Genomic DNA, 21577 nt, shown 5'->3' with positions numbered 1-21577 from the left:
CATCAGAACTGCACGCCTCCCGTGACATAGTATCTTCTATCGCGAATGGCGAGACCGGAGAGTGTCGTTTCGCTGTCATTGAGAATATTGCGCAGGCTCACGTTCAGGAAAAAGCGCAGCCTGCCGATCGGAAAATGCTTGCTGGCATGGATATCCAGGTTGGAAAATGAAGGCAGGGTCACTTCCGTCCATCCTCCATCGGTGCTGCGGAGCAAGCCGATCTGTTCGCTCTCACTGAAGTGAAACAGCTGCAGGGAATATCCTTCATGGTCGACTGACAGGCTCAGTGTCTGTTTACTGTCGCTCTTGAACGGAAACGCCGCCTGTTCGGAAATGAAATAGCGGGAATTCCCGAATTCTGCCAGCAGTTTTTTCCCGAAGAAATACACACCTATGCTGCCCTCCAGTCCGGAAATCTGGGCGTCGTCCACATTGTCATAAATCATGAGGGGAATGCCCGGGGAGGCGATCGGACGAAACTTGTTCACGTAGCTGTTCTGGAAGAAGCTGCCGGTAATTTCCCAGCCGCTGACGGCGCCCGAGGATATCTCGCGTGCGAGTGTCGCCCCGAGTTCCACGCTGCGGTTGCGTTCCGGGTCGAGGCTGCTGTACTCCTGATTGTCGTACAGGAGTGCGGGTGTAAGAATCTGCTGCTGCAGGGTCGGATACTTGATATTATTGCCGTAGGTGAGAAAGACGTCCAGCAAGAAATCCTCTTTCAGTCCACGCAGGTTCACGGCGAATTTGAAAAGCGTGTGGCTCCAATCATGATTGTCGAATAGTCCATCGAGACGGGAGTCTTCGCGAAGTGTCGCATCGACACGCGCATCGGTGACGATATCCTGGCGCAGGCTCATATCCACATTGAATGTCTGGAAGAAATCCGAACCCGTTTCGCCATGCATCTTGCCAATGCCGACGAAACCATGTCGTTCCCGCTGAAGGCGTGCAGCCGCGACGCCGACCGGTTCCATGTTGTACGCCAGGAGTTGATCCTCCAGATCGAGGTCCGCTGAACTGAACTGATAGGAAAAGCGCAAGTCGAGCAATCCCGTGTCCCACCCCTTTTCGAGGCGAACGTTGAACGCATCTTCCGCAGTACTGCGCGCAAGCGCGACTGCCTGATCGCGAATGGTGATATCCTGCGACAGGTTATTCCACGAGAGTGCCAGTGTCAGGTCGTCAACGCCCCCGATGCTTCCGTTGTACTGTAATCCGGCAAGTTGATCCAGGTCGTCGAGGTTTTCGACATCGCGTTCGTTGACATATTCAACGGAGGAGTAGCGCCACTGTGCACGCAGTTCATTCTTCGTTCCATCACTGCCGCCGAAGGTCCATCCCACATTTGCGCTGTGGTGCAGACTGTTGTTCGTCAGCTTGTACTCAGGCATGTCCGAAAAGGCGCGCTTCTGTCCACCATTGCGCACGCTGTAGCTCCCGGTCATATGGCCGTAGCGTTGGAACAGCTGCAATCCCCAGATTCCGGAATCGTAGCTGCCGATCTGCTGCGTTGCCCGCAGCGAATAATCCCGATCCTCTTTCGGCACGATGTTGATCACCCCGGAAAAAGCTTCCGAACCGAAGAGCACCGTATTGCTTCCTTTGATGATCTCGAAGCGCTCGATGTCGGCCAGATCGATCAGCGACATATCGAAGGTATTGGAGTAGTTGCTGTTGAGGCGGATGCCGTCGTAGAGGATGATGACCTCGTCGGTGTTGCCACCGCGGATGGAGATACGCTTCGTGCCGCTGATCTCTTCATCGACCTGCACGCTGTGATCGGTACGGAGCAAATCCCCTGCATCCACATACCCGCGGATTTCAAATTCGCGTGCTTCAATGGTCTCCACGCGCTGCGGCAGCTCGCGATGCGCGAGATCCTCACGGCGTTCCCCGGTGATTTCTGCGCTCTGAAGGGGAATGATACGCGGCTGGAGCAGCACCTCCTTCTTCCCGCGAAGGTCCTTGAGTGTGATATGCAATTCATCGTAAGAGACATGCCGGAACATCAGATCAGTATTGAGCGGGAGGTCTTCAAGGCGCAGGGAGAACCTCCCGGAGATATCCGTCGTCGTTCCAATGTTCTTCCCCGTAACGGTGATTGCGACATCGGGGATGGGTCGATACGAGTTCCTGTCTCTCACCGTTCCCTCGAGCAGGATGCTCTGTGCGAACAGCGGGGGAACAGTGCAGAGGAGAAACAGCGTGAGCCCAAAAATCCTCAGCCCCATGAATGCCCTATGATGTGATGCAGGCATCATGCCGGAATCTACACGATAAACCGTACGCTTACAAACATTGTGTGATCTTCTGACGACGGAACATTGGTCCATAACGCCGATTGCTCTATTTTGACGGCATGTGGGTTATTGACTAGACACGAATTATGGAATTTGGTTTCCTGCAGTCCGACTCGGTACTGCAATACATTGTATTTCCGCTGCTGATTTTTCTGGCGCGCGTGATCGACGTGACGCTTGAGACCATACGGATTATCCTGATCTCCCGCGGACTCAAGCTCGTCGCCTCCATCATGGGATTTTTTGAAATCCTCGTCTGGCTTATTGCGCTGGGACAGATCATGCAGCGTCTTACGGATCCGATCAATTACATCGCATATGCGAGCGGATTCGCCGTCGGAAATTATGTCGGGATCTGGATTGAAAATCGCCTGGCGATGGGACTCGCCATTCTGCGTATCATCACGCAGAACAATTTCATGGAAATCGTAATCGCCATTCAGAGCATGGGATACGGAACGACATATGTGGAAGCGCATGGGGAAAAGGGACCGGGCGTTATCGTTTTCGCTGTTGTCAAGCGCAAGGACGTGCGAAACATCACCACTGTCATACGGAAAATTGACCATGACGCGTTCTACACTGTCGAAGATGTCCGCTCCGTCAGTCAGGCGACATTCCCGACACAGCGTGTAGGTCGCCGTTCATCCCGTTTTGGGATGATGAAGCGCGTTGGGAAGTAGCAGCAGCGTCGGGAAGTAGCAGCTGCCTCAGCGCAGAATCTGCAGGCGCCGGATGCTCCGCTGGCCGTCAGCTTCAAGAACGCAGTGATAGGTCCCGGGCTCCAGTCCATCGCTCTCCCACAGCACGGTGTGCTGCCCGCCATCCATTTCCGCATCCAAGACTGTCGCCACGACACGCCCGAGCAGATCGGTGACCGTGATGCGCGCCTGCATGCGGGATGGCAGGAAAAAGGGAATTGCCGTTGTGGGTGCGACGGGATTCGGATAGTTCTGCAGCAGCTGGATACGACCTGCCAGCGGTCGCGAATTCTCTGTGCCCGTGCTGTTGAGAACGACCACGGTGGTCTGTGCTGTTGCAGTGCAGGTTCCGTTCGAGACTTCCACCGTCACCGTGTATTCACCGGTTGCCGTATAGCGATGCAACGGAGAGGGATCACTGCTATTTCCACCGTCACCGAAATCCCAGTCCCAGGAGTAGACTCCCTGTGCAGAGACGGAAAAATGCACTTCAGGATCGGTATCGAGATAGACGGTATCAGCGGAAGACGTAATCTCAGCCTGGAGTCCGGGAAGCACCTCGGCCGTGAACTCGGCAAAGCCTCTGCCGACAAAATTTTCGTTGACGAAAGTCCAGGTTTTTGTCCCGGCATCGCCCGCCTGCAGCAGGCAGTCGCTTCCCTCTGCGACCCAGAGCGGGTGCGTGTCGTCAAAGGGAGGTCCTGCTGCTTTCACTGAGACCGAATCACCCTCGAACCAGTTCATCCAGCCCTCTTCAGAATCGGCTGCGGTAAGGGAGAGATTACTGCCCTCGCAAATTACATCCGGACCACTGACGGTGGGAGAGGGGAGGGGAGGATATTCCGTAATGATGGAAGTTTTCGGGTCCCCGACGATGGTGGCCATCCAGGAAATCGTCGGATTGGTCATATAATAGCTCTCCGCGAGATTGTACCCGCGCAGATAGCGATTGAACAGCACGTTCACCCATGTCAGTGCGATGTCATATGGCTCAAACACGTACCCGCTCGCCCCGGTGCAGCCTTCCGCGAAGAGGTCGGCGATGCGGGATTGTCCCCCGGTTTGTCCGGGAGTAAAATTACGAGCGGACGTCGATACATAGGTTTCCGCGAGTGAACCGGGGAGCCAGGTGTTCTGGGGGCGGGCGTGGCTGGTGAAATAATGATCAAAATGGTCGTTGGATCCCCAGCTCGCATAGCCCATGACATTCCGCTGTTCGGTTACATAGACGGAGTCTGTGTTGACCAGTGCATTCCAGCCGAATCCTTCAACGACTGTTCCCGCCTCGCCGAGATTGTTGTCATACGGATCGAGCGTGATGGGAATCGGATCCCGGTCGAAAACGAACAGCGCACTGTCTTTGTTCACGAACGTAAACGGTCCGCTGCGATCAATCATGCTGAACACATCCTCCTTCGTCAATCCCGTCAGCCTGGTGGTGAGGAACATGTCATACGGCTGGGCGGGACTGCTGCCCGGGATAATGGATTTCCGGTTGTAGTGTTCGTCCTTCATGAAATAGGCCTGCGTGCGGATCGAGCCGGGAGGGATGATGAGCGTATTACGTCCTATATGCGCCGAGAAATATCCAAGCACCAACATGATTTCAGCGTCAAACGCTGCATTCCGCGGATCCGGTTTGTAAAGGTCTCCACCGTATGTCACGCGCAGGGGAACGCCTTTCGTCGTCACCAGGTAATTCAGTGTGTCGACCAGTCCGCTCGATGCAAGATAGTCCTCAATCTGTGCGCGCACATCGGTGAATTTCTCCCCTGTGATGGTTTCCGTCGCCGGCGCATCGATATAGATCACGTTGCGCTGTGGAATATCCCGTCTGAGCATGAAATATTCACCGATCGCAACTGAATTCGTATCGTTCGTGTTGATTATCAGTCCCACATCGTCATAGTTGACAGGGGCCTGGGCGAAAACAGTGATGGGCAGCAGGCTGACGAGGAAAAGCAGACGCAGCAACTTCATAACGACGCTCCAAATATGGCTGGCGAAGTGGAATGCCGCAACAGGGTATTCAGGCGGAAGGGTAGAGATGAGTTGTTCCTGCAGCGGTCTCAGAAAAAGTAGCGTATTCCTGTACGTGGATCAAAAAATAGACGCGCTTTTCATCCCTGATTATCATGAAAATTTTGTAATCTAATACACATGAAACATCAGTATCCGTACAAAACAATACCTGCTTTCCTCTTATTTGTGGGGCTTTCCTACCTGTTTCCGATGCTAGGACTCCAGGCGCAGGAACGGGACCCGTGTGGTTTTGCCAGTGAACAGGGGCTCGGTCGTAAAAGTGAGGCTCAGCGCTGGGGGTATGATTTTGCGGATATGCTGGCGAATGTGCAGGCGTGGAACCTGCATCCGTCAGTGGATGCGCAGCTGCTCGGGTACAGCGTGCAGCGTCGTCCTCTGTTCCATCTGCAGATCACGAATCCCGCATCTCACATCCCGAAACGCCGAATCTGGCTTCATGCTCGCACGCATCCCATCGAGAGTGAATCGTCTGAAGTACTTCGCGCGCTCATAGACGAGCTGCTGTCGGATTCGCCGCTCGCGGAGCGGGTGCTGGACCATTGTGTTATCGACATCCTTCCCATGGTCAATCCGGATGGAGTCGTGCTGCGTTACCCGCGGGAAAATGCAAATGGAGTTGACCTCGAGAGCAACTGGGGCTCGTCCACACCCGAGGCGGAAGTGAATGCGCTTCGCAACCGGCTGCGCAGCTTGATGCAATCAGACATGCCGATCGAGATTGCGCTGAATCTTCATTCCGCGTACGACTGCAAACGGTATTTCGTCTATCATGCCGCCGAGGGGAGTTCCATACTTTTTACACAGCTGCAGCAGCAGTTCATCAATGCCGTGCGCACAGCGTTTCCCGGGGGAATCGAGCCATATGATTATTTTGTGAGCTGGACAGGCGGTACCCCCGACCGTTATCCCGAAAGCTGGTTCTGGCGCAATTACGGCGAGTCGGTCATGGCCCTGACGTATGAAGATATGAACTGCACCGCAGCTGGTGACTTCGATCGCACCGCCCGGGCCCTGTTAGAGGGATCGCTTGCGTATCTGGGGATTGATGGACCGCTGGATGCGCATCCGATGGCAGCAGCACAGGCTCCCGAGATCGAAGGATTATTTCCGCAACCAGCACATGTCGATGGCAGCTTTACGCTGCAGCTGGGCGGTGCAGCAGGCGGGTCATCGGTGCATATTGCACTGTATGATGAGCTGGGAAGAATGGTTCGCCGCATCTGGGAGGGAAGAATGACCGCAGAGACGCGCAGCCTGCAGATCCCGCTTTCCGGACTTGCGGCAGGGAGTTATCATCTCGTCTTGCATTCCCCCGCCGGCATGCAGCGCCGATTGCTGTTGATCGGTGGCTGATTGCTGTTGATCGGTGGCTGATTGCTGTTGATCGGTGGCTGATTGCTGTTGATCGGTGACTGATTGCTGTTGATCGGTGACTGAGGGAAGCGAGTGGAGGGCCTCGCACCGCTAGGGCATCAGTACCGGCTGCAGAACTGTATGCTCATTCCACTGCAGCTCCAGCATGTAGCACCCCGCAGGGAGATCATCGACCGGCAGGGTGGCGACATGTTCTCCACCGGGCAGGGTCGTATGCAGGATGTTTGCTCGTGAGCGGCCGAGTAGGTCCCTGAGCCGCAGACGAACCATCCCCTGGTCCGGCAGCGTGATGTGTACCGTGCTGCCCGATGCGAGCGGATGCGGGGAGACAAGCATTTCGGGGAGGGGAAGTGCCACAAGTCCTTCCGGGTGTCTGCAGGACCCGTTTACGCAGATACGGCCGTTCTGCACAAGGAGCGCTGTTCCGGGATACAGCATCATTCCATCATTGATACGGACGCTGTCGAGCGTGATACTGTCGCAGGGAGGACTCGCCATTGCGCCAAGGAATAGCAGGGAAAACACGGCGCCGGTATCGTCCAGGACGCTGGGGAGCGTCAACCTCGTATGTACGAATCCCGGGCTGCCCCATTCCACCGCCAGCTGCTGTGTGTCGCTGCCCGGCGGCAGGGTGCCGTCCACCTTTCCTGAACCGCCCAGGTTGGTATGCGCATTCGGGAAGCTGATGTACAGTTCCAGCTGCCGAATTCCGGTGAAGCGTGGCAGACTGTCGATGTGGAGGTAAATCTCATCATTGCCACCGGGCTGAAGCAGCAGGGTGCGTGGCTGAAATGAAAAAGCGATACGATCATCCTCAGCTTCGCCGAGAAGCAGCAGTGTATTGAACGCACCGCAGCTGTTGACGATGTGCAGTGTATCGGTGAACGTTCCGCTGCGTGATGGTAAAAACTGCAGTTGCACCTGCAGCTGTGCGCCGGGAGCGATGTGCACGGGAAAGCTCACCGGGGATAGCACAGAGAACATTCCGGTGGGAAGTGACAATCCTTCGAGATCGACAGCTACCGCGCCGGTATTGCGTAGTGAAACCGTAGCAGTACGGCTGCTTCCCGTTGCAGTGGTTGCGAAGGCGTACGACGAGGGATTGAACGTGAGGCGCGGCAAGGTGCCGCGAATGCGCAACGTGTCATAAATCCGTTCCCCGCGCTGGGAGACACAGGTGAGTATGGCGGAAAACAATCCTTCGCGGTCAAGTTGAATCTGAAGCGGAAGTTCGTGGGTTAGACCGGGTCCCACATTCAGGGGCAGCGAAACCGGTGCGAGATTGAAGACGTCCACATCGCCGTCAAGCGATACATCGGTGATCGTCAGGACTTCGTTCGACGGGTGATTGTTGAGCAGCAGAAGCGACGTGTCAATGATGACAGGTTCACAGACGTTGTGTGTCCCGGCATTCATTGAAATCCGCGTCGGCGCGGAGAGGCTGATGTCATCGATCCGGTGTTCGTTGAACGCGGAGCCGGTAGCAGCGGTGAAGCCGAAGTATCCATCGTAAGGGAAGAAATTAAGAATTGACGTATTGAGGCGACGGACACCATCGATCCAGCCTTCGATGTAGCCGTCGTGGAAACGCACCTGCAATGTGTGCCAATTGCCGTCTTCAAGCGTGCCCGGTACGAGCGTTTCGTATTGAAGGTGATTATCGGCGCGATCCCGCAACAGGGCGATATGTTCCTGCGACGGATCGTTCTGCCCCGAATTTTCGTATGTGTCGAACTCCATTCCGAATCCCACACAGCCGTCGAAGTTCAGCGTCCCTCCTCCCGCGGAAGGATAATCGTACACAGCGCCCATGACGAAGGCGATGCCGTCGGCACCGCTCTGATTCGCCGGCGTGTTGACGCCGAAGCGCGCACGGAAGCTCAAATCGAATGTATTGATGGGAAGCCGCCGCAAGAGGTAGAGGCGTCCTGCCTGCGCGGGCTCCTCCGGGGTGAGGATGAAATTCCCGTTTGCCGCATCATGACGGCTGTTGGTGCCGAGGAAATAGCTGCCGGCGTCGAAGCTGCTGAAATCCTCCTCCCAGATGTTGCTTCTCCATGGGAGCGGGGCCTGAGCTGCGGTCACCCCTGGCAGGAACAACAGCAGAGCGAGCAGGAGCAGCGGAGCGGGCAGCTGCAGCAGGTTAATCGAAGATCGCGCTGAACAGCCTGTCGATGTCGGTGAGATCCTCGAAACAGTGATCCGGTTTGTGTTTTGCGAGTTCATCATAACTGTAACCTCCGGAGGCGACGCCGATGCTCCGCACGTTCAGATGCCGTCCGCAATCGATGTCATGCGGGGTGTCGCCGATAATCACAATGTCTTTTGCCTTGAAGGTGGCACCGGTTCGGTCATATGCGCGCGCTGCGGCGATTGCCGGCAGTTCATGCCGGTGAAACGCGTCGTTGCCAAAGGCGCCGAAAGTGAAATGCTGCAGCAGTTCCGGCGGCGTAAGCTTGATACGCGCTCCCTGCAGCATGTTGCCTGTCAGCAGTGCAACGGTGGCGACCTGTTCAACGGCGAGAGCGGCGAGGAGCTCCCGAACGCCGGGGAGTACGGTCACGTTGTCACGGTTGAGACGCTGTTCGAGCAGTCTGAAGAAGGTATCGAACGTTTTTTCGCGAAGCTCGCTGATCTGCGTGTCATCCGCACCCGATGCCCGCATGATGTCCGTATAAATCTGCTGATCAGTTTTTCCCGCGAGATCATATTCCTTCGCAGCGCTTGTACGCTGCAGCGCTTCGTCCAATGCTTCGGCGAAAGTCGTGCGGGCGATGCCGTTTGTCGAGATCAGCGTACCATCAATATCGAAAAGAATGAGGCGGAGATACTGTTGCGTTTTCATGGTTCTGTGGGACGTGGGACACTGTGATACAGAATGGCGTCGGTCAGGCGCGGGAAATGCGTGCCAACGAACGTGTAGAGCTTTCCTTCAGGACTGACCACGATTTCCCTCCTCCGGCGTTCGACACAGCGCAGAATGGCGCGGGCGACGCGCAGGGGATCGCTCGTGGGCACCTTCCGGCTGCTGCGTTGCGGCACAGAGAAGGTCATGCTGTTGAAAAAGGCCGTATCCGTGCGGGCCGGACACACAACGCCAAGGTGTACGCCGAAGGGACGAAGTTCGAGCCGAAGCGCTTCACTGAATCCCTGTAACGCGTATTTGGACGCACAGTACGCGGCATTATACGGCACTGCACGTTTTCCGATGGTGGAGGAGATAAGGACGACGCTTCCCCTGCGCTTCGCGATCATTGAGGGAATGACTGCACGTGTTGCAGCCATGGCACCATCGATGTTTACACGAAGCAGTGGAGCGACGTCGCTCCATGGTGTCTGTGCGAAAGGTCCGTATTGGCCCACCCCGGCGTTGATAATTGCGATGGAGATATCCTTCTCCTCCGCGATGCTGCCAAGTTTGTCTACCGTACCTTCCGCGTCGGAAACGTCAATAAGCAGGGGTTCGCAGCTGCCGGTTCCTTCCGCATGAATCTCCTCGGCGAGACTCTCAAGTCTCGTGCCGGTTCGCGCGGCGGCGATCACATGGCAGCCCCTTGTGGCAAAGAGCTTCGCCGTTGCGCGTCCGATGCCTTCGGACGCACCGGTAATGAGCACGGTTGAGCGGTTTAAACGCATGTACAGCCGATTGAAATGATCATTTCCATTCCTTCAAGTATACAACACGCAAACTTGCGATTCATCCTTGAAATGAATAAACTGAGCGAACGAATAATTGTCAAAATCACCTGAAAAACATCGTTCATTACGCTGCATTCGGCTATTGAGGGACTATGCCTCCAAAGGACGAAATACTGATCGTCGACGATGAAGAAATGATGTGCCTGGTGCTGGGGGGCGTGTTCGAGGACGCGGGCTACGCGGTACGAACGGCCTCCAATGGCGAGCAGGCGCTGAAACTGATAAGTGACCGCCTCCCGGACGTGTTGCTCATGGATATCATCATGCCCGGACTGACAGGGATGGAGGTCCTTCGTCGTGTAAAAACGATAGACGATACCTTCCCCGTCATTCTCATGACCGCCATGGCCGGTGTCACGGGCGCTGTAGACGCTATGCGTGATGGCGCCTTCGACTACATCGCCAAGCCTTTTCACAATGATGAACTTCTCCGCGTCGTCGGGGAGGCGGTAAAGCGGAACAAGCCGCGCACTGACCTTTTCAACGTACAGAACAATGGAGGTGGTGATTCCCAGCAGGATCCCATTCTGCATGACATGGGGACCAGTGAGGTCATCACAGAACTTGCCGCGCGCACAAGGAAAGTGGCGAAGAGCAATTTCGACGTGCTGATTACGGGAGAAACAGGAACGGGAAAAGAGCTTATTGCACGCGCCATCCATAGCATGAGCGGGAGAGCTGACAAGCCGTTCATTCCTGTCGACTGTGGTGCAATCCCCGAGGCTCTGCTCGAAAGTGAGCTTTTCGGTCACGAAGAGGGGGCGTTTACCGACGCGAAGAATCAGAAAAAAGGAAAATTCGAACTCGCGCAGGGTGGGACGATATTTCTCGATGAGGTGCCAAATATGTCCTGGGCTTCGCAGGCCAAGCTGCTGCGTGCGCTGCAGGATCGTGCCATTTTCCGTGTCGGCGGGGGAACGTCCATCAGTATCGATGTCCGTGTCATCGCAGCAAGCAATACGGAGTTGCAATCGCTGATTGAAAAGAAAGATTTCCGCGCGGACCTCTACTACCGGTTGAAGGAATTTTCCATCCATGTCCCTGCGCTGCGTGAGAGGAAAGGTGACATCCCGTTCCTGGTTGATAAGTTCATCGAACAGACGAACAAGGAACTCGGTAAGCAGGTGAAGGGATGCTCGGCAGCTGCAATGGATGCTCTTATCATGTTCGAGTGGCCGGGTAATGTGCGTCAGCTCCGCTCCACTGTTCGCTCGAGCGTGCTGCAGGCATCGGAGGTCGTGGAACTCGAACACCTCGAATTCATGGATGGAACCGTCCCAGGCACTCCAAACCCGGGCAGTGCTCCCATACCGCGGCTCGAAGAGGGCGCGGCACTGAAGGACCATGTCAAAAAGCACATCGCCCAGGTCGAACGCCAGATCATTCTGGAAACCCTGAACACCACGAACTGGAACAAAGCGAAGACCGCACGTGTCCTGCAGGTTGCGTACAACACGCTGCTGTCGAAAATCAACGAATACGATTTGCAGAATCCGAACGGCTGATACTCAGTCCGAACATCACAGCGTTATGTCTGTTTCACTGCGCCGTTGCGTCTTCCATGACCTCATCCGACCAAGATCGCTATGCTGTCCTTCTGATCGAAGATGATCGGGATCAAATACAGTTTATCAGCACCATCCTGGGGCAGGACGCAAGCAGTGTGCAGGAATTGCGGGCGGCCGAAGCGCTGGAAGCGGGGATAGAGATCGCGCTCGAATGGGAGCCCGATTGTATCCTGCTCGATCTGAACCTGCCGGACAGCGACGGACTGGACACGTTCCGGCGCATGAACGCCGCGGTGCAGGAAATTCCCATCATCATCTTCAGTGGCAATACTGACGAAGACATTGCTGTCGAAGCGGTGCGTCTCGGTGCGCAGGATTATATCATCAAGGGCGATGCGCGCGAACCTCTGCTGTCACGCAGCATCCGCTACGCGATCGAACGCAAGCGCATTACATCGGAATTGCGTCACACGCAGGAGGAACTGGCTGAGCGGAACAGCGCGCTGCAGGTAGCACGAGAGCAGCTGCAGGCCGAGCGTGATATGTTTGTCGCGGGTCCGACCATCGTCATTCAGCGTCTCGCACAGCCACCGTTCGGCATTCTTTACGTTTCGCGGAATATTGTGCGACTCGGCTATCAGCCTGTCGCACTCAGGGAGGACGAAGAGGGGGGGCTGGCCCTGTTGCATCCGGAAGACCGTGACAGTGTCGTGGAAAAATGGGAACGACAGATTGCGGAGGGGACCGAAGTACTGGAGATCGACTATCGCATGCTCGACCAGAAACAGGAAACTGTCTGGGTGCATGAGACAACGCGTCTGCAGCGGGCCGGGGATGATGTCCCTGTTTCACACACGGCATACATCGTAGATATCAGCGGGAGGAAGCGGGCGGAAAACCGTCTGCAGGATACGCAGCGGCGCTTTGAGACCATACTCGAAAACATCGACGAAGCGCTGTATGAGATTGATATCAACGGGCGCTTTACCTTCCTGAGTCCCGGCATTTCACGCATTATCGGGTACAGCGCCGATGAACTCACAGGCATGCCCGTGGCTGATATTCTGCTTCCGGACAGAAGAGCGGAGTGGGCGGAGAGTTTGCTGTCCATGCTCCAGGGTCGCTTGTCCGATTGCGAATACCCGGTGCATGCAAAAAACGGCAGCGAGTATATCCTCCACTTCAGTGGACGCCGGCGCATGCAGGCAGATTACCTGGTCGGACTCAGTGGCGTGATTTCCGATGTGACGGAAAAACGCGGGACCGAGGATGCGCTGCGCGATGTGCGTACGGAGACGCAGCAGTATCTCGACATCGCCGGTGTCATGCTGCTCTCTCTTGATCTCGAAGGCCGGATCAGCATTATCAACCGCAAAGGCTGTGAGCTGCTGGGCTATCAGGAGCATGAGCTGGTGGGGAAGGACTGGTTCGAACTCTGCATTCCCGAGCGCGACAGGGAACAGCTCCGTCGATATTTCCACAGAATTGTAGATGGGGAAGTTGACCAGCCGGAGACCCACGAGAATGTTGTGCTGAACAGGGAGAAAGAGGAGCGCTTGCTTCGCTGGCACAACGCCCTGCTGCACAACAGCAAGGGCAGGCTCGTCGGCATTCTCAGCAGTGGGGAAGATATCACCGAGCGGCGTAGAATCGAGAAGGAAGTACGGGGATCCCGCGAACTGCTCGACCTCGCGCTCTGGGGTGCGAATCTCGGCGCATGGGAGTTTTCACTCGATACCGGAAGGATGTCGCTTAACCGCCGTGCTGCGGAGATGCTCGGGTACGACGAAACCGATCTGCCCGTGTTCGAGGAGTTCCGTAAGAAAACCCTGCCGGAGGAGGACCAGGGACGGTTGGAGGAATTGCTTCGCGACCATCTTGACGGCGTGACGGATTTCTACCAGGCGGAGACCTGGATGATTTCTGCAAAGGGAGATTGGAAGTGGATACTCGAGCGAGGGAAAACCGTCGAGTATGACTCCTCCGGTCGTCCCCTGCGCGTCTCCGGAACCTATCTCGATCTCACCGAGCGCAAGTATGCGGAAGTCGCTCTCGAGGACAGTGAGCGGAAGTTCCGGCTGCTGGCAGAAAATTCAACGGATATCATCTGGACAGCGGACGCGGAACTGAATCTTACCTTCGTCAGCCCTTCCAGCGAATTCATTCTCGGGTATACCCCGGACCAGGTCATGAAGCTGGGTTTTGAAAAGCTGGTGCATGATTTTCAGCGAGAGGATGTGATCGCGCTCATGGAGCAGCGGGTCCGGGAAGGAAAGGACGGAGATATCTCGCAGCGAAGCCTGCGCACCGAAGCACAGCTCCGGAAAAATGACGGTTCGTTGCTCTGGGTTGAAATCGTGGCCACACCTGTGCTCGATCACAGCGGCAAGGTGGTTACCGTTCATGGCAATACGCGCGATATCCATAAACGAAAACTCGCACAGCTGGCACTCAAGGAGAGTGAAGAGAAATTCCGGCTTCTCGTCGAGAACCAGACCGACCTTGTCGTCAAGGTCGACCTGGATGGACGTTTCCACTTCGTGAGTCCCTCATATTGCGAACTCTTCAAAAAGACGGAAGATGAACTGCTCGGTGAGACGTTCTTCCCGCTCGTGCATGAGGACGACCGGAATGCAACGCTTGAAGCGATGAAGGGGCTGTTCGAGCCACCGTACATCGCACATATCGAACAGCGTGCCCTGACGAGGGATGGATGGCGATGGCTCGCGTGGGTGGATACGGCAGTGATGGACGAAAACGGGGAGGTCTCGGCCATTATTGGTGTGGGACGTGATGTCACCGAGCGTAAGATGGCAGAGCTGGCGCTGATAGAGAGTGAAAAGCGGCTCCGCAGTGTCATCTCAAATCTTCCTGTCATCCTGTTTACCTATGACACGGATGGGATTTTCCTGCTTTCCGAAGGGAAAGGGCTGGAGTCTCTCGGACTCGAGTCGTCCCAGGTCGTGGGACAGTCGGTGTTCGATATTTACGGGGACAATCCTTCCGTGCTCGACGCAGTGCGGCGCAGTCTTGAGGGAGACAGTTTCACCGAGGTCAGTAATGTTGGCGAACACTATTACGAGACCTGGTACACGCCACTGAAAAACGATCGCGGAAAACTCACACAGGTCATCGGCGTGGCTGTCGATATCACCGGGCGCATTCGCGCTGATCATGAGCTTCGCCGTTACCGCGATCATCTCGAGGAGCTTGTCGAAGCACGTACGCTCGAACTGGAGCGCGCCAATGAGCGCCTCAAGCGTTTCCGGTTTGCGCTCGACAGTGCGGCGGACAATATTTACATCGTCGACCCGGAGACGATGAAATTCGTGGATCTGAATGAAAGTGCCGTACGGGCACTGGGGTATTCACGCGAAGACCTCATGAACATGGGTCCTGCCGATATCCAATCGAGCGGACAGAGTGAAGACTACCTGCAGATGTATCAGGACGTCCGTCAGGGCAAGACTGAAGTCGGCATGTTCGAAACGCGGCATCGGCGGCAGAACGGCAGCGACTTCCCTGTCGAAGTATTCGTCCGTTCCTTCGAAATCGTCAGTGGTCAGCTTCTCGTCGCCACCGCACGCGACATCACGCGGCGTAAGCAGGTGGAGATGGCGCTTAAGGACAGTGAGTCCAAATACCGGAACGTCCTCGAGAACGCAAACGAAGCCATCATCGTGCTGCAGGACAACCTGCTGAAATTCTTCAATTACAAGGTACTTGAACTTACGGGACTCGCTGAGCGAGAACTGGTGAATATCTCAATTCTGGAGTTTGTACATCCCGAAGACCATCAATCCGTCAAGCTGCAGTACGAAAAACGTATCGCGGGGCAGCATCTCCCCGACAGTTACGACGTACGCATGTTCGACAGCAACGGCACCATCAAGTGGATGGAAGTCCGCGACGTGCTCATCACCTGGGAAGGCGAACCCGCAACCCTGAACTTCTTCAATGATGTCACAGCGCGAAAGAACGCGGAACATTACATCCGTTTCCAGGCATCCCTGCTGAGCATCGTACGCAACTCCGTGATTGCCATCGATCTGACGGGACGCGTCACCTACTGGAACCGGTATGCTGAGATTCTCTATGGTTGGCCGGCTTCCGAAGTCGAGGGCCGAAAGCTCAGCGAAATCCCCAGCTTTGGCGAGGAATTCCGTGAGCAGCTGCTTCCTGTATTGCATCAGCGGGGACAGTGGGAGGGCGAGGTCGACCGACGCCGTCGTGACAGCGCTCCACTTGCGATTTACGCGGTCTGGAACGCCATCGTCCATGAGAACAAGGTCACCGGCTATGTCGGTATCGGCATCGACCTGAGCGAGCGCAAGAAACTCGAGCGCGAACTGCTGCAATCGCAGAAACTCGCGTCCCTGGGCATACTCTCCGAGGGAATCGCCCACGAATTGCGCAATCCCCTCGGGTACGCAAGTTCTGCTGCGCAGCTGCTGAGGAGAAAGCAGAATCCCACACCCGAAGAACTCGACAAGTTCAGCACCGCGATTCACACCGGGGTTGACAAGGCGAACAAGATCGTCGAAAACCTGCTGCTCATCGGCAAGCCGAAGGGACAGCTGATGAAAAAGCAGGTCGACATCATCGATATCATCGAAGAAGCCGTTGAGCTGCTGCACGAACACGACCTCGGCAAGGGAGTGACCATACAGACCGCCTTCCACGACAAACCGCTGCTGATCAACGGCAACAGGGAAATGGTTGTGCAGTTATTCTACAACCTCTTCACCAATGCCGTCCACGCCATGAACGGGCAGGGGCGCATCCAGGTGGAAGGTGAGCGCAGCGACGAAAAGAATCTTGTTCGCGTGTGCGACAGCGGTCCAGGCATTCCCTCGGAATACATCGAACACATCTTCGATCCATTCTTCACGACCGCCAAGGGAGAAAAAGGCGACAAGGGCGTGGGACTCGGACTCACCCTCTGCTACTTCATCATGGAAGACCACGACGGACGTATCGAACTCGATACCGACACCGACGAAGGAGCGGCCTTCCTGCTTTCCTTCCCCGTAGATACGTCGGCCACACAGTAACCCGAACGCTGAGTTCCAGATATTCTGCACCTATTCAACGAATTGCATAGTTATGCAATACGTTGTATACATTTCGTTGTGAGTTCAGATAAACGGTCCTTCTAATCTGCTTATCTCGAATGCAGCAATTCTGCACTTCACTTCATCCTCAGCATGAAGCAGGCTGTAGATCACATTTGATTTATATGGGGTTCATCCTCCCCGCCCCTTCATGTGTTTCTTTAATTCCAACCCTAAATCGGCAATAACCCCGCTTCGTCAGCTTTTTGGCACGGATTGTGCATCATCTGTAGCGATTGGAAACAACCGTTGCTTGATAGCTAAAGCTGAGGAGAACATTATGTCAACGTTGAAACTGATTTCCCGAATGTCCGCGCTCATTCTTGTGGGAGTCATCCTTCTTGGAATGCAGATGAATGCGCAGGCTACGTTCACGTGGACCGGAACGGCCAATAACGAATGGGATAATGCCGGCAACTGGAAATGCGATTCCCTGGGTGGGCAGTGGCCGGGTAATAACGTCACGGATATTGCTGTTCTTGACGCATCTGTGGGGCGCACTCCCCAGACACCGTCGGCAGGTGTAACCATTACGGAACTCCAGGTCACCGGTGGTGTCCAGCCGGTACAGAAACTCACGTTATGGGGAAATCTGACCGTGACAGGAGCAATCACCGTAGGCGATGGATTGACTCCGGCCCCCTTCCAAATCCTCGATTTGGGTGGGTTACTGATCGTGGGTCAGCATTGTGCAATGTTTGTTGATGAGGATGCAAATGTCACCGGCACAGCTGGTATTGAGATGCACGGTACGCTTTCCATGCCCGCATGCGAAACGACCAACACGACGTATATCGGTTCCGGTGTCGTCACAGACATTCAGAACGGCAACTTTATGGTCGGTCCTGTGTGCTTCCTTGGCGATATCGACATTTCTACAGTGCCAGTTCGACTTGGATATAATAATATGTATCTAGGCGTAAATGCGCATTTGCTTGGAGCCGCCAGCGACGCTGGCAATGGTTCAGACGCTCCTGGTGCTATCTACTGCGAAAATGGCGACTACATTAGCAACCCGCCTCAAGGACGGATCTGCAAGGAATTTACCCAGGCAGATCAAGTCTTCACGTTCCCGATTGGAACAGTGACGAGTGCGACAACGACAGAGGGCATCACGCTCCTCACGCTCGGAATTTGCACGTATGAATATGGGACATTCGATTCTCCGTCTGCGTTCCCCTTCAATTATCTCTCAGTTCGCGCAGTCTTCAACCACAACTCCCAACATCCCGCCGCAAATGTTGCCGCAACTATGTGGTATTATTGGTCAGTGAAAGGCGCTGGAGTGCCTGTGGACCCAGGTTTGATGGGACAGGTGGCATTTCATGCGAAGTATCGAAGCAACGATCCCCGCATATATACAGCCATTTACCGGCCGAATGTCGAAGATCAGCCTGATCCCGCTTACTGGGATATTAACGGATCATTCGATGGGTACAAAATTTCGGATACATGGTACGTGAATTTCGGACCATATGAAGATCCCAACAAGAAAGTGGGCTACTACGACCCAAGCGCAAGCTGTATGCCAGGATATGGAGACATCTCCGTTGGCCAGGGAACTGGGGTTCCCCCGGTCGAGCTGACTTCGTTCAGCGCCCGTTACTATGATGGGAATGTCCAGCTCAAGTGGCGGACGGAGACCGAGCTGAACAACCACGGCTTCCATGTCGAGCGTTCGATTGATGGCGAGAGCTGGGAAGATATTGACTTTGTCGACGGCGCTGGGACGTCGAATGCACCTATCGATTACAACTACACGGATATTCTGGACCGGAGCCTTAAAGGATTGCCCCAGATTGCATACCGCCTTCGTCAGGAAGACCGTGACGGTACAATCGACTACTCTGGCATCGTGTACGCGTTCACCGGCGCACAGGCTGACCGCGTCGAGCTTTACGAAGCGTATCCGAATCCTTTCAATCCCAGCACGAAGCTGAGCTTCTCGCTGCAGGAGTCCTCGCACGCAACACTGCAGGTCTACAATACGTTCGGACAGCTGGTTGCCACCGTCGTCGACGGCGAGTTTGAAGCTGGTTTCCACACGGTTGAATTTGAAGGATCGACTCTGCCGAGCGGTGTGTATATCGCAGTGCTCGATGCAGCCGGTACTGTGCAACAACAGAAACTTGTGCTCAATAAGTGAGAGTGGAGAGAGAGCACAATTCACATGCTGTGGGCGGAGGGCAGCTTCGCCCACAGCAGATTTTTTCGCGACCCAAGGAAACAGACTTCATGATTGAACCCGGCGAATGGAGCAGTGAAGCAGCCATGGAAATCCCATTCTCATTCGCACAATACTCGTATCCGCTGAATCCCAGTGCAACTTTGACGTTCACCCTGGAAGAAGCCCAGGAAGTTTCACTGAAGATTTACAATAATTACGGCCAGGTCATCCATACGATATACGATCAGAAGATGATGAAACCTGGTTATCACGAACTCAAACTGTATGGCGAAACGTTCCCTGCTGGAGGCTGTTACGCCCGGCTTCAGACAAAACACGGTGTCCTTCAGCGCACACTCGTCATGCACACTGAGCATCCTGACCCAACTGCAGGGTAGGAACGAGCAAGAGAGGAGAGAAGCCCGGTCTTAAAAAAGAGGACCGGGCTTTTTTTGTATGCAATGGATTGCATACCTATGCAATCCGATGTATACATATTGTCGTGACATCGATCCCAGAATTCTTATCACCTGCATTCCATTTTCTCCCTGCTTCCCGATCACGGTAGCATTACCCTTCAAAAAAAACACCTAAGGCATTGAGAATTAGCCGTTTAGGCCGAGCCCTGTTTCTCGCCGGCTTAATACGGACAATGATTGTACAAATACTCCAAATACTGGCACGGTTCATGCATGTATATCAGCAGTGCGAATTAATACATCACTTGAAAGTCCAGCTGAGGAGTATATATGTCGACCTTGAAACTGATTTCACGTATCTCTGCACTCACAATAGTGGGAGTTCTCTTTCTGGGAATGCAGATGAATGCACAGGCCACGTTCACGTGGACCGGAACGGTCAATAACGAATGGGATAATGCCGGCAACTGGACCTGCGATTCCCTGGGTGGACAGTGGCCGGGTAATAACGTCACGGATATTGCTGTTCTTGATGCATCCGCTGCGCGCATTCCCCAGACACCGTCGGCAGGTGTAACCATTACGGAACTTCAGGTCACCGGTGGTGTCCAGCCGGTACAGAAACTCTCGTTATGGGGAGATCTGACCGTGACAGGAGCAATCACCGTAGGCGATGGATTGACTCCGGCCCCCTTCCAAATCCTCGATTTGGGTGGGTTACTGATCGTGGGTCAGCATTGTGCAATGTTTGTTGATGAGGATGCAAATGTCACCGGCACAGCTGGTATTGAGATGCACGGTACGCTTTCCATGCCCGCATGCGAAACGACCAACACGACCTATATCGGTTCCGGTGTCGTCACAGACATTCAGAACGGCAACTTTATGGCCGGTCCTGTGTGCTTCCTTGGCGACATCGATATCTCCGCCGTCCCGGTACGGCTGGGATACAACAATCTGTACCTGGGTATTGATGCGGATCTTATCGGTGCTGCGACATCTCCGAGCAACGGCTCGAATGACCCTGGCGCGTTTTATTGTGTCAACGGAGACTACATCAGCACACCTGCGCAGGGCCGTGTCTGCAAGGAGTTTACCTCCACAAATGTTGGCAGTACCTGGGATTTCCCGATTGGTACGGTGACAGGAGCGTCAACGACAGAAGGCATCACGATTCTCCGGCTTGGACTCTGCCCGGGCCAGGCATGGCCCATCTCGACACCTTCAGCGTTCCCGTTCAGCTATCTTTCCGTCCGCGCTGTGTTCAACCATAATTCACAGCATCCCGAGGCTAATGTCGCCGCAACAATGTGGTATTACTGGTCCGTAAAGGGGGCCGGAATCCCGAATGGCCCATACGAGCCGGGATTGATGGGCCAGATCGCTTTCCATAGCAAATATCGGAGCAATGACCCTCGGATTTATTCGGCAATCTATCGACCGAATGTTGAGGATTCACCCTCCAGTGGCTATTGGGACATCAGTGGATCGTTCGATGGCTACAAGATCGCGAGTACTTGGTTCGTGAATTTCGGGCCTTACCCTGATGTGAATGCACCGGCACCTCAGTCGCTCTACACCAATCCGAATGCAGCCTGCATGCCCGGTTACGGAGACCTCTCCGTTGGTCAGGGCACTGGTGTGCCCCCCGTCGAGTTGACCTCGTTCTCAGCGCGTTACTATGACGGCAACGTTAACCTGAAGTGGCAGACCGCGACTGAGCTGAACAATCACGGCTTCTACGTCGAGCGTTCGCTCGATGGCGAGAGCTGGGAAGATATTGGCTTCGTTGATGGCGCGGGTACGTCGAATGTGCCGCTCGATTACAACTACACTGATATCCTGGATCGTGGACTCCTGGAGGTGCCGCAGATCGCCTATCGTCTTCGCCAGGAAGACCGTGACGGTACGATCGACTACTCTGGCATCGTGTACGCTTTCACCGGCGCACAGGCCGACCGCGTCGAGCTTTACGAAGCGTATCCGAATCCCTTTAATCCCAGCACGAAGCTGAGCTTCTCGCTTCAGGAAGCTGCCCACGCATCGCTGAAGGTCTACAACACCTTCGGTCAGGTTGTGGCAACCGTGGTCGACGGCGAATTCGATGCCGGCTTCCACACGGTGGAATTTGAAGGATCAGCCTTGCCAAGCGGCGTGTATATCGCCGTCCTCGAAGCAGCCGGTACCGTCCAGCAGCAGAAACTCGTCCTCAACAAGTAAGATCATATATGTGCTCTATACACGTGAGAGTG

General features: G+C 55.0%; 12 protein-coding genes. 7 read left to right on the top strand and 5 right to left on the bottom strand.

Going from position 1 to position 21577, the window contains the following annotated elements; all coding sequences use genetic code 11:
* Window positions 1–2: 2 nt before the first annotated feature.
* The gene (locus tag KQI65_12665; protein MCB2205588.1) at window positions 3–2231 is read right to left on the bottom strand and encodes a TonB-dependent receptor; all 2229 of its coding nucleotides are present in this window, start codon (window positions 2229–2231) and stop codon (window positions 3–5) included.
* A gap of 155 nt (window positions 2232–2386) precedes the next feature.
* On the opposite strand from KQI65_12665, the gene KQI65_12660 reads away from it, so the two are divergent.
* Window positions 2387–2983, top strand: coding sequence for a DUF2179 domain-containing protein (locus KQI65_12660; protein ID MCB2205587.1), 597 nt, complete (start codon window positions 2387–2389; stop codon window positions 2981–2983).
* Window positions 2984–3010: 27 nt separating this feature from the next.
* On the opposite strand, the gene KQI65_12655 is transcribed toward KQI65_12660, so the two are convergent.
* The gene (locus KQI65_12655; GenBank protein MCB2205586.1) at window positions 3011–4981 is read right to left on the bottom strand and encodes a TIGR03790 family protein; all 1971 of its coding nucleotides are present in this window, start codon (window positions 4979–4981) and stop codon (window positions 3011–3013) included.
* Window positions 4982–5233: 252 nt separating this feature from the next.
* Between KQI65_12655 and KQI65_12650 the strand changes: the two genes are divergently transcribed.
* A complete protein-coding gene (locus tag KQI65_12650) occupies window positions 5234–6397 on the top strand; it encodes a hypothetical protein (GenBank protein MCB2205585.1) in 1164 nt (387 codons plus the stop codon).
* A gap of 111 nt (window positions 6398–6508) precedes the next feature.
* On the opposite strand, the gene KQI65_12645 is transcribed toward KQI65_12650, so the two are convergent.
* The 3 genes from KQI65_12645 to KQI65_12635 are packed head-to-tail and all read right to left on the bottom strand — an operon-like array spanning window position 6509 to window position 10054.
* Window positions 6509–8647: a choice-of-anchor D domain-containing protein gene (locus KQI65_12645; GenBank protein ID MCB2205584.1), complete on the bottom strand. Its 2139-nt coding sequence runs from the start codon at window positions 8645–8647 to the stop codon at window positions 6509–6511.
* A complete protein-coding gene (locus KQI65_12640) occupies window positions 8562–9263 on the bottom strand; it encodes an HAD hydrolase-like protein (GenBank protein MCB2205583.1) in 702 nt (233 codons plus the stop codon). Before KQI65_12640 ends, KQI65_12645 begins: the two co-directional genes overlap by 86 nt.
* Complete coding sequence (locus tag KQI65_12635; protein ID MCB2205582.1) at window positions 9260–10054, bottom strand: SDR family NAD(P)-dependent oxidoreductase; 795 nt, start codon at window positions 10052–10054, stop codon at window positions 9260–9262. Before KQI65_12635 ends, KQI65_12640 begins: the two co-directional genes overlap by 4 nt.
* Before the next feature lie 155 nt (window positions 10055–10209).
* Here KQI65_12635 and KQI65_12630 point away from each other — a divergent pair, with 155 nt between their 5' ends.
* From KQI65_12630 to KQI65_12610, 5 genes are all read left to right on the top strand, one after another.
* Window positions 10210–11622 (top strand): sigma-54 dependent transcriptional regulator, encoded by a 1413-nt coding sequence (locus KQI65_12630; protein ID MCB2205581.1) that lies wholly within the window; start codon window positions 10210–10212, stop codon window positions 11620–11622.
* Between the two features lie 56 nt (window positions 11623–11678).
* Window positions 11679–16679 carry a PAS domain S-box protein gene (locus KQI65_12625; protein MCB2205580.1) on the top strand — a complete coding sequence of 1667 codons (5001 nt, stop codon included), beginning with the start codon at window positions 11679–11681 and terminating at the stop codon, window positions 16677–16679.
* Window positions 16680–17019: 340 nt separating this feature from the next.
* On the top strand, window positions 17020–18885 hold the full coding sequence (locus KQI65_12620; protein ID MCB2205579.1) for a T9SS type A sorting domain-containing protein: 1866 nt from the start codon (window positions 17020–17022) through the stop codon (window positions 18883–18885).
* Window positions 18886–18974: 89 nt separating this feature from the next.
* The gene (locus KQI65_12615; GenBank protein ID MCB2205578.1) at window positions 18975–19304 is read left to right on the top strand and encodes a hypothetical protein; all 330 of its coding nucleotides are present in this window, start codon (window positions 18975–18977) and stop codon (window positions 19302–19304) included.
* A 351-nt stretch (window positions 19305–19655) separates the two neighbouring features.
* Complete coding sequence (locus tag KQI65_12610; protein MCB2205577.1) at window positions 19656–21545, top strand: T9SS type A sorting domain-containing protein; 1890 nt, start codon at window positions 19656–19658, stop codon at window positions 21543–21545.
* The last annotated feature ends 32 nt before the right edge of the window (window positions 21546–21577 follow it).

This window comes from bacterium, assembly GCA_020444325.1.
GTDB lineage: Bacteria > Bacteroidota > Ignavibacteria > SZUA-365 > SZUA-365 > BM516.
This window is presented reverse-complemented; position numbering and strand designations above follow the sequence as displayed.

Coding starts and splice junctions, on each gene's coding strand:
- KQI65_12660 (MCB2205587.1), top strand. CDS start 2,387: ATGGAATTTGGTTTCCTGCAGTCCGACTCGGTACTGCAATACATTGTA.
- KQI65_12665 (MCB2205588.1), bottom strand. CDS start 2,231: ATGGGGCTGAGGATTTTTGGGCTCACGCTGTTTCTCCTCTGCACTGTT.
- KQI65_12620 (MCB2205579.1), top strand. CDS start 17,020: ATGTCAACGTTGAAACTGATTTCCCGAATGTCCGCGCTCATTCTTGTG.
- KQI65_12615 (MCB2205578.1), top strand. CDS start 18,975: ATGATTGAACCCGGCGAATGGAGCAGTGAAGCAGCCATGGAAATCCCA.
- KQI65_12640 (MCB2205583.1), bottom strand. CDS start 9,263: ATGAAAACGCAACAGTATCTCCGCCTCATTCTTTTCGATATTGATGGT.
- KQI65_12625 (MCB2205580.1), top strand. CDS start 11,679: ATGACCTCATCCGACCAAGATCGCTATGCTGTCCTTCTGATCGAAGAT.
- KQI65_12630 (MCB2205581.1), top strand. CDS start 10,210: ATGCCTCCAAAGGACGAAATACTGATCGTCGACGATGAAGAAATGATG.
- KQI65_12650 (MCB2205585.1), top strand. CDS start 5,234: ATGCTAGGACTCCAGGCGCAGGAACGGGACCCGTGTGGTTTTGCCAGT.
- KQI65_12655 (MCB2205586.1), bottom strand. CDS start 4,981: ATGAAGTTGCTGCGTCTGCTTTTCCTCGTCAGCCTGCTGCCCATCACT.
- KQI65_12610 (MCB2205577.1), top strand. CDS start 19,656: ATGTCGACCTTGAAACTGATTTCACGTATCTCTGCACTCACAATAGTG.
- KQI65_12645 (MCB2205584.1), bottom strand. CDS start 8,647: ATGATGAACTCGCAAAACACAAACCGGATCACTGTTTCGAGGATCTCA.
- KQI65_12635 (MCB2205582.1), bottom strand. CDS start 10,054: ATGCGTTTAAACCGCTCAACCGTGCTCATTACCGGTGCGTCCGAAGGC.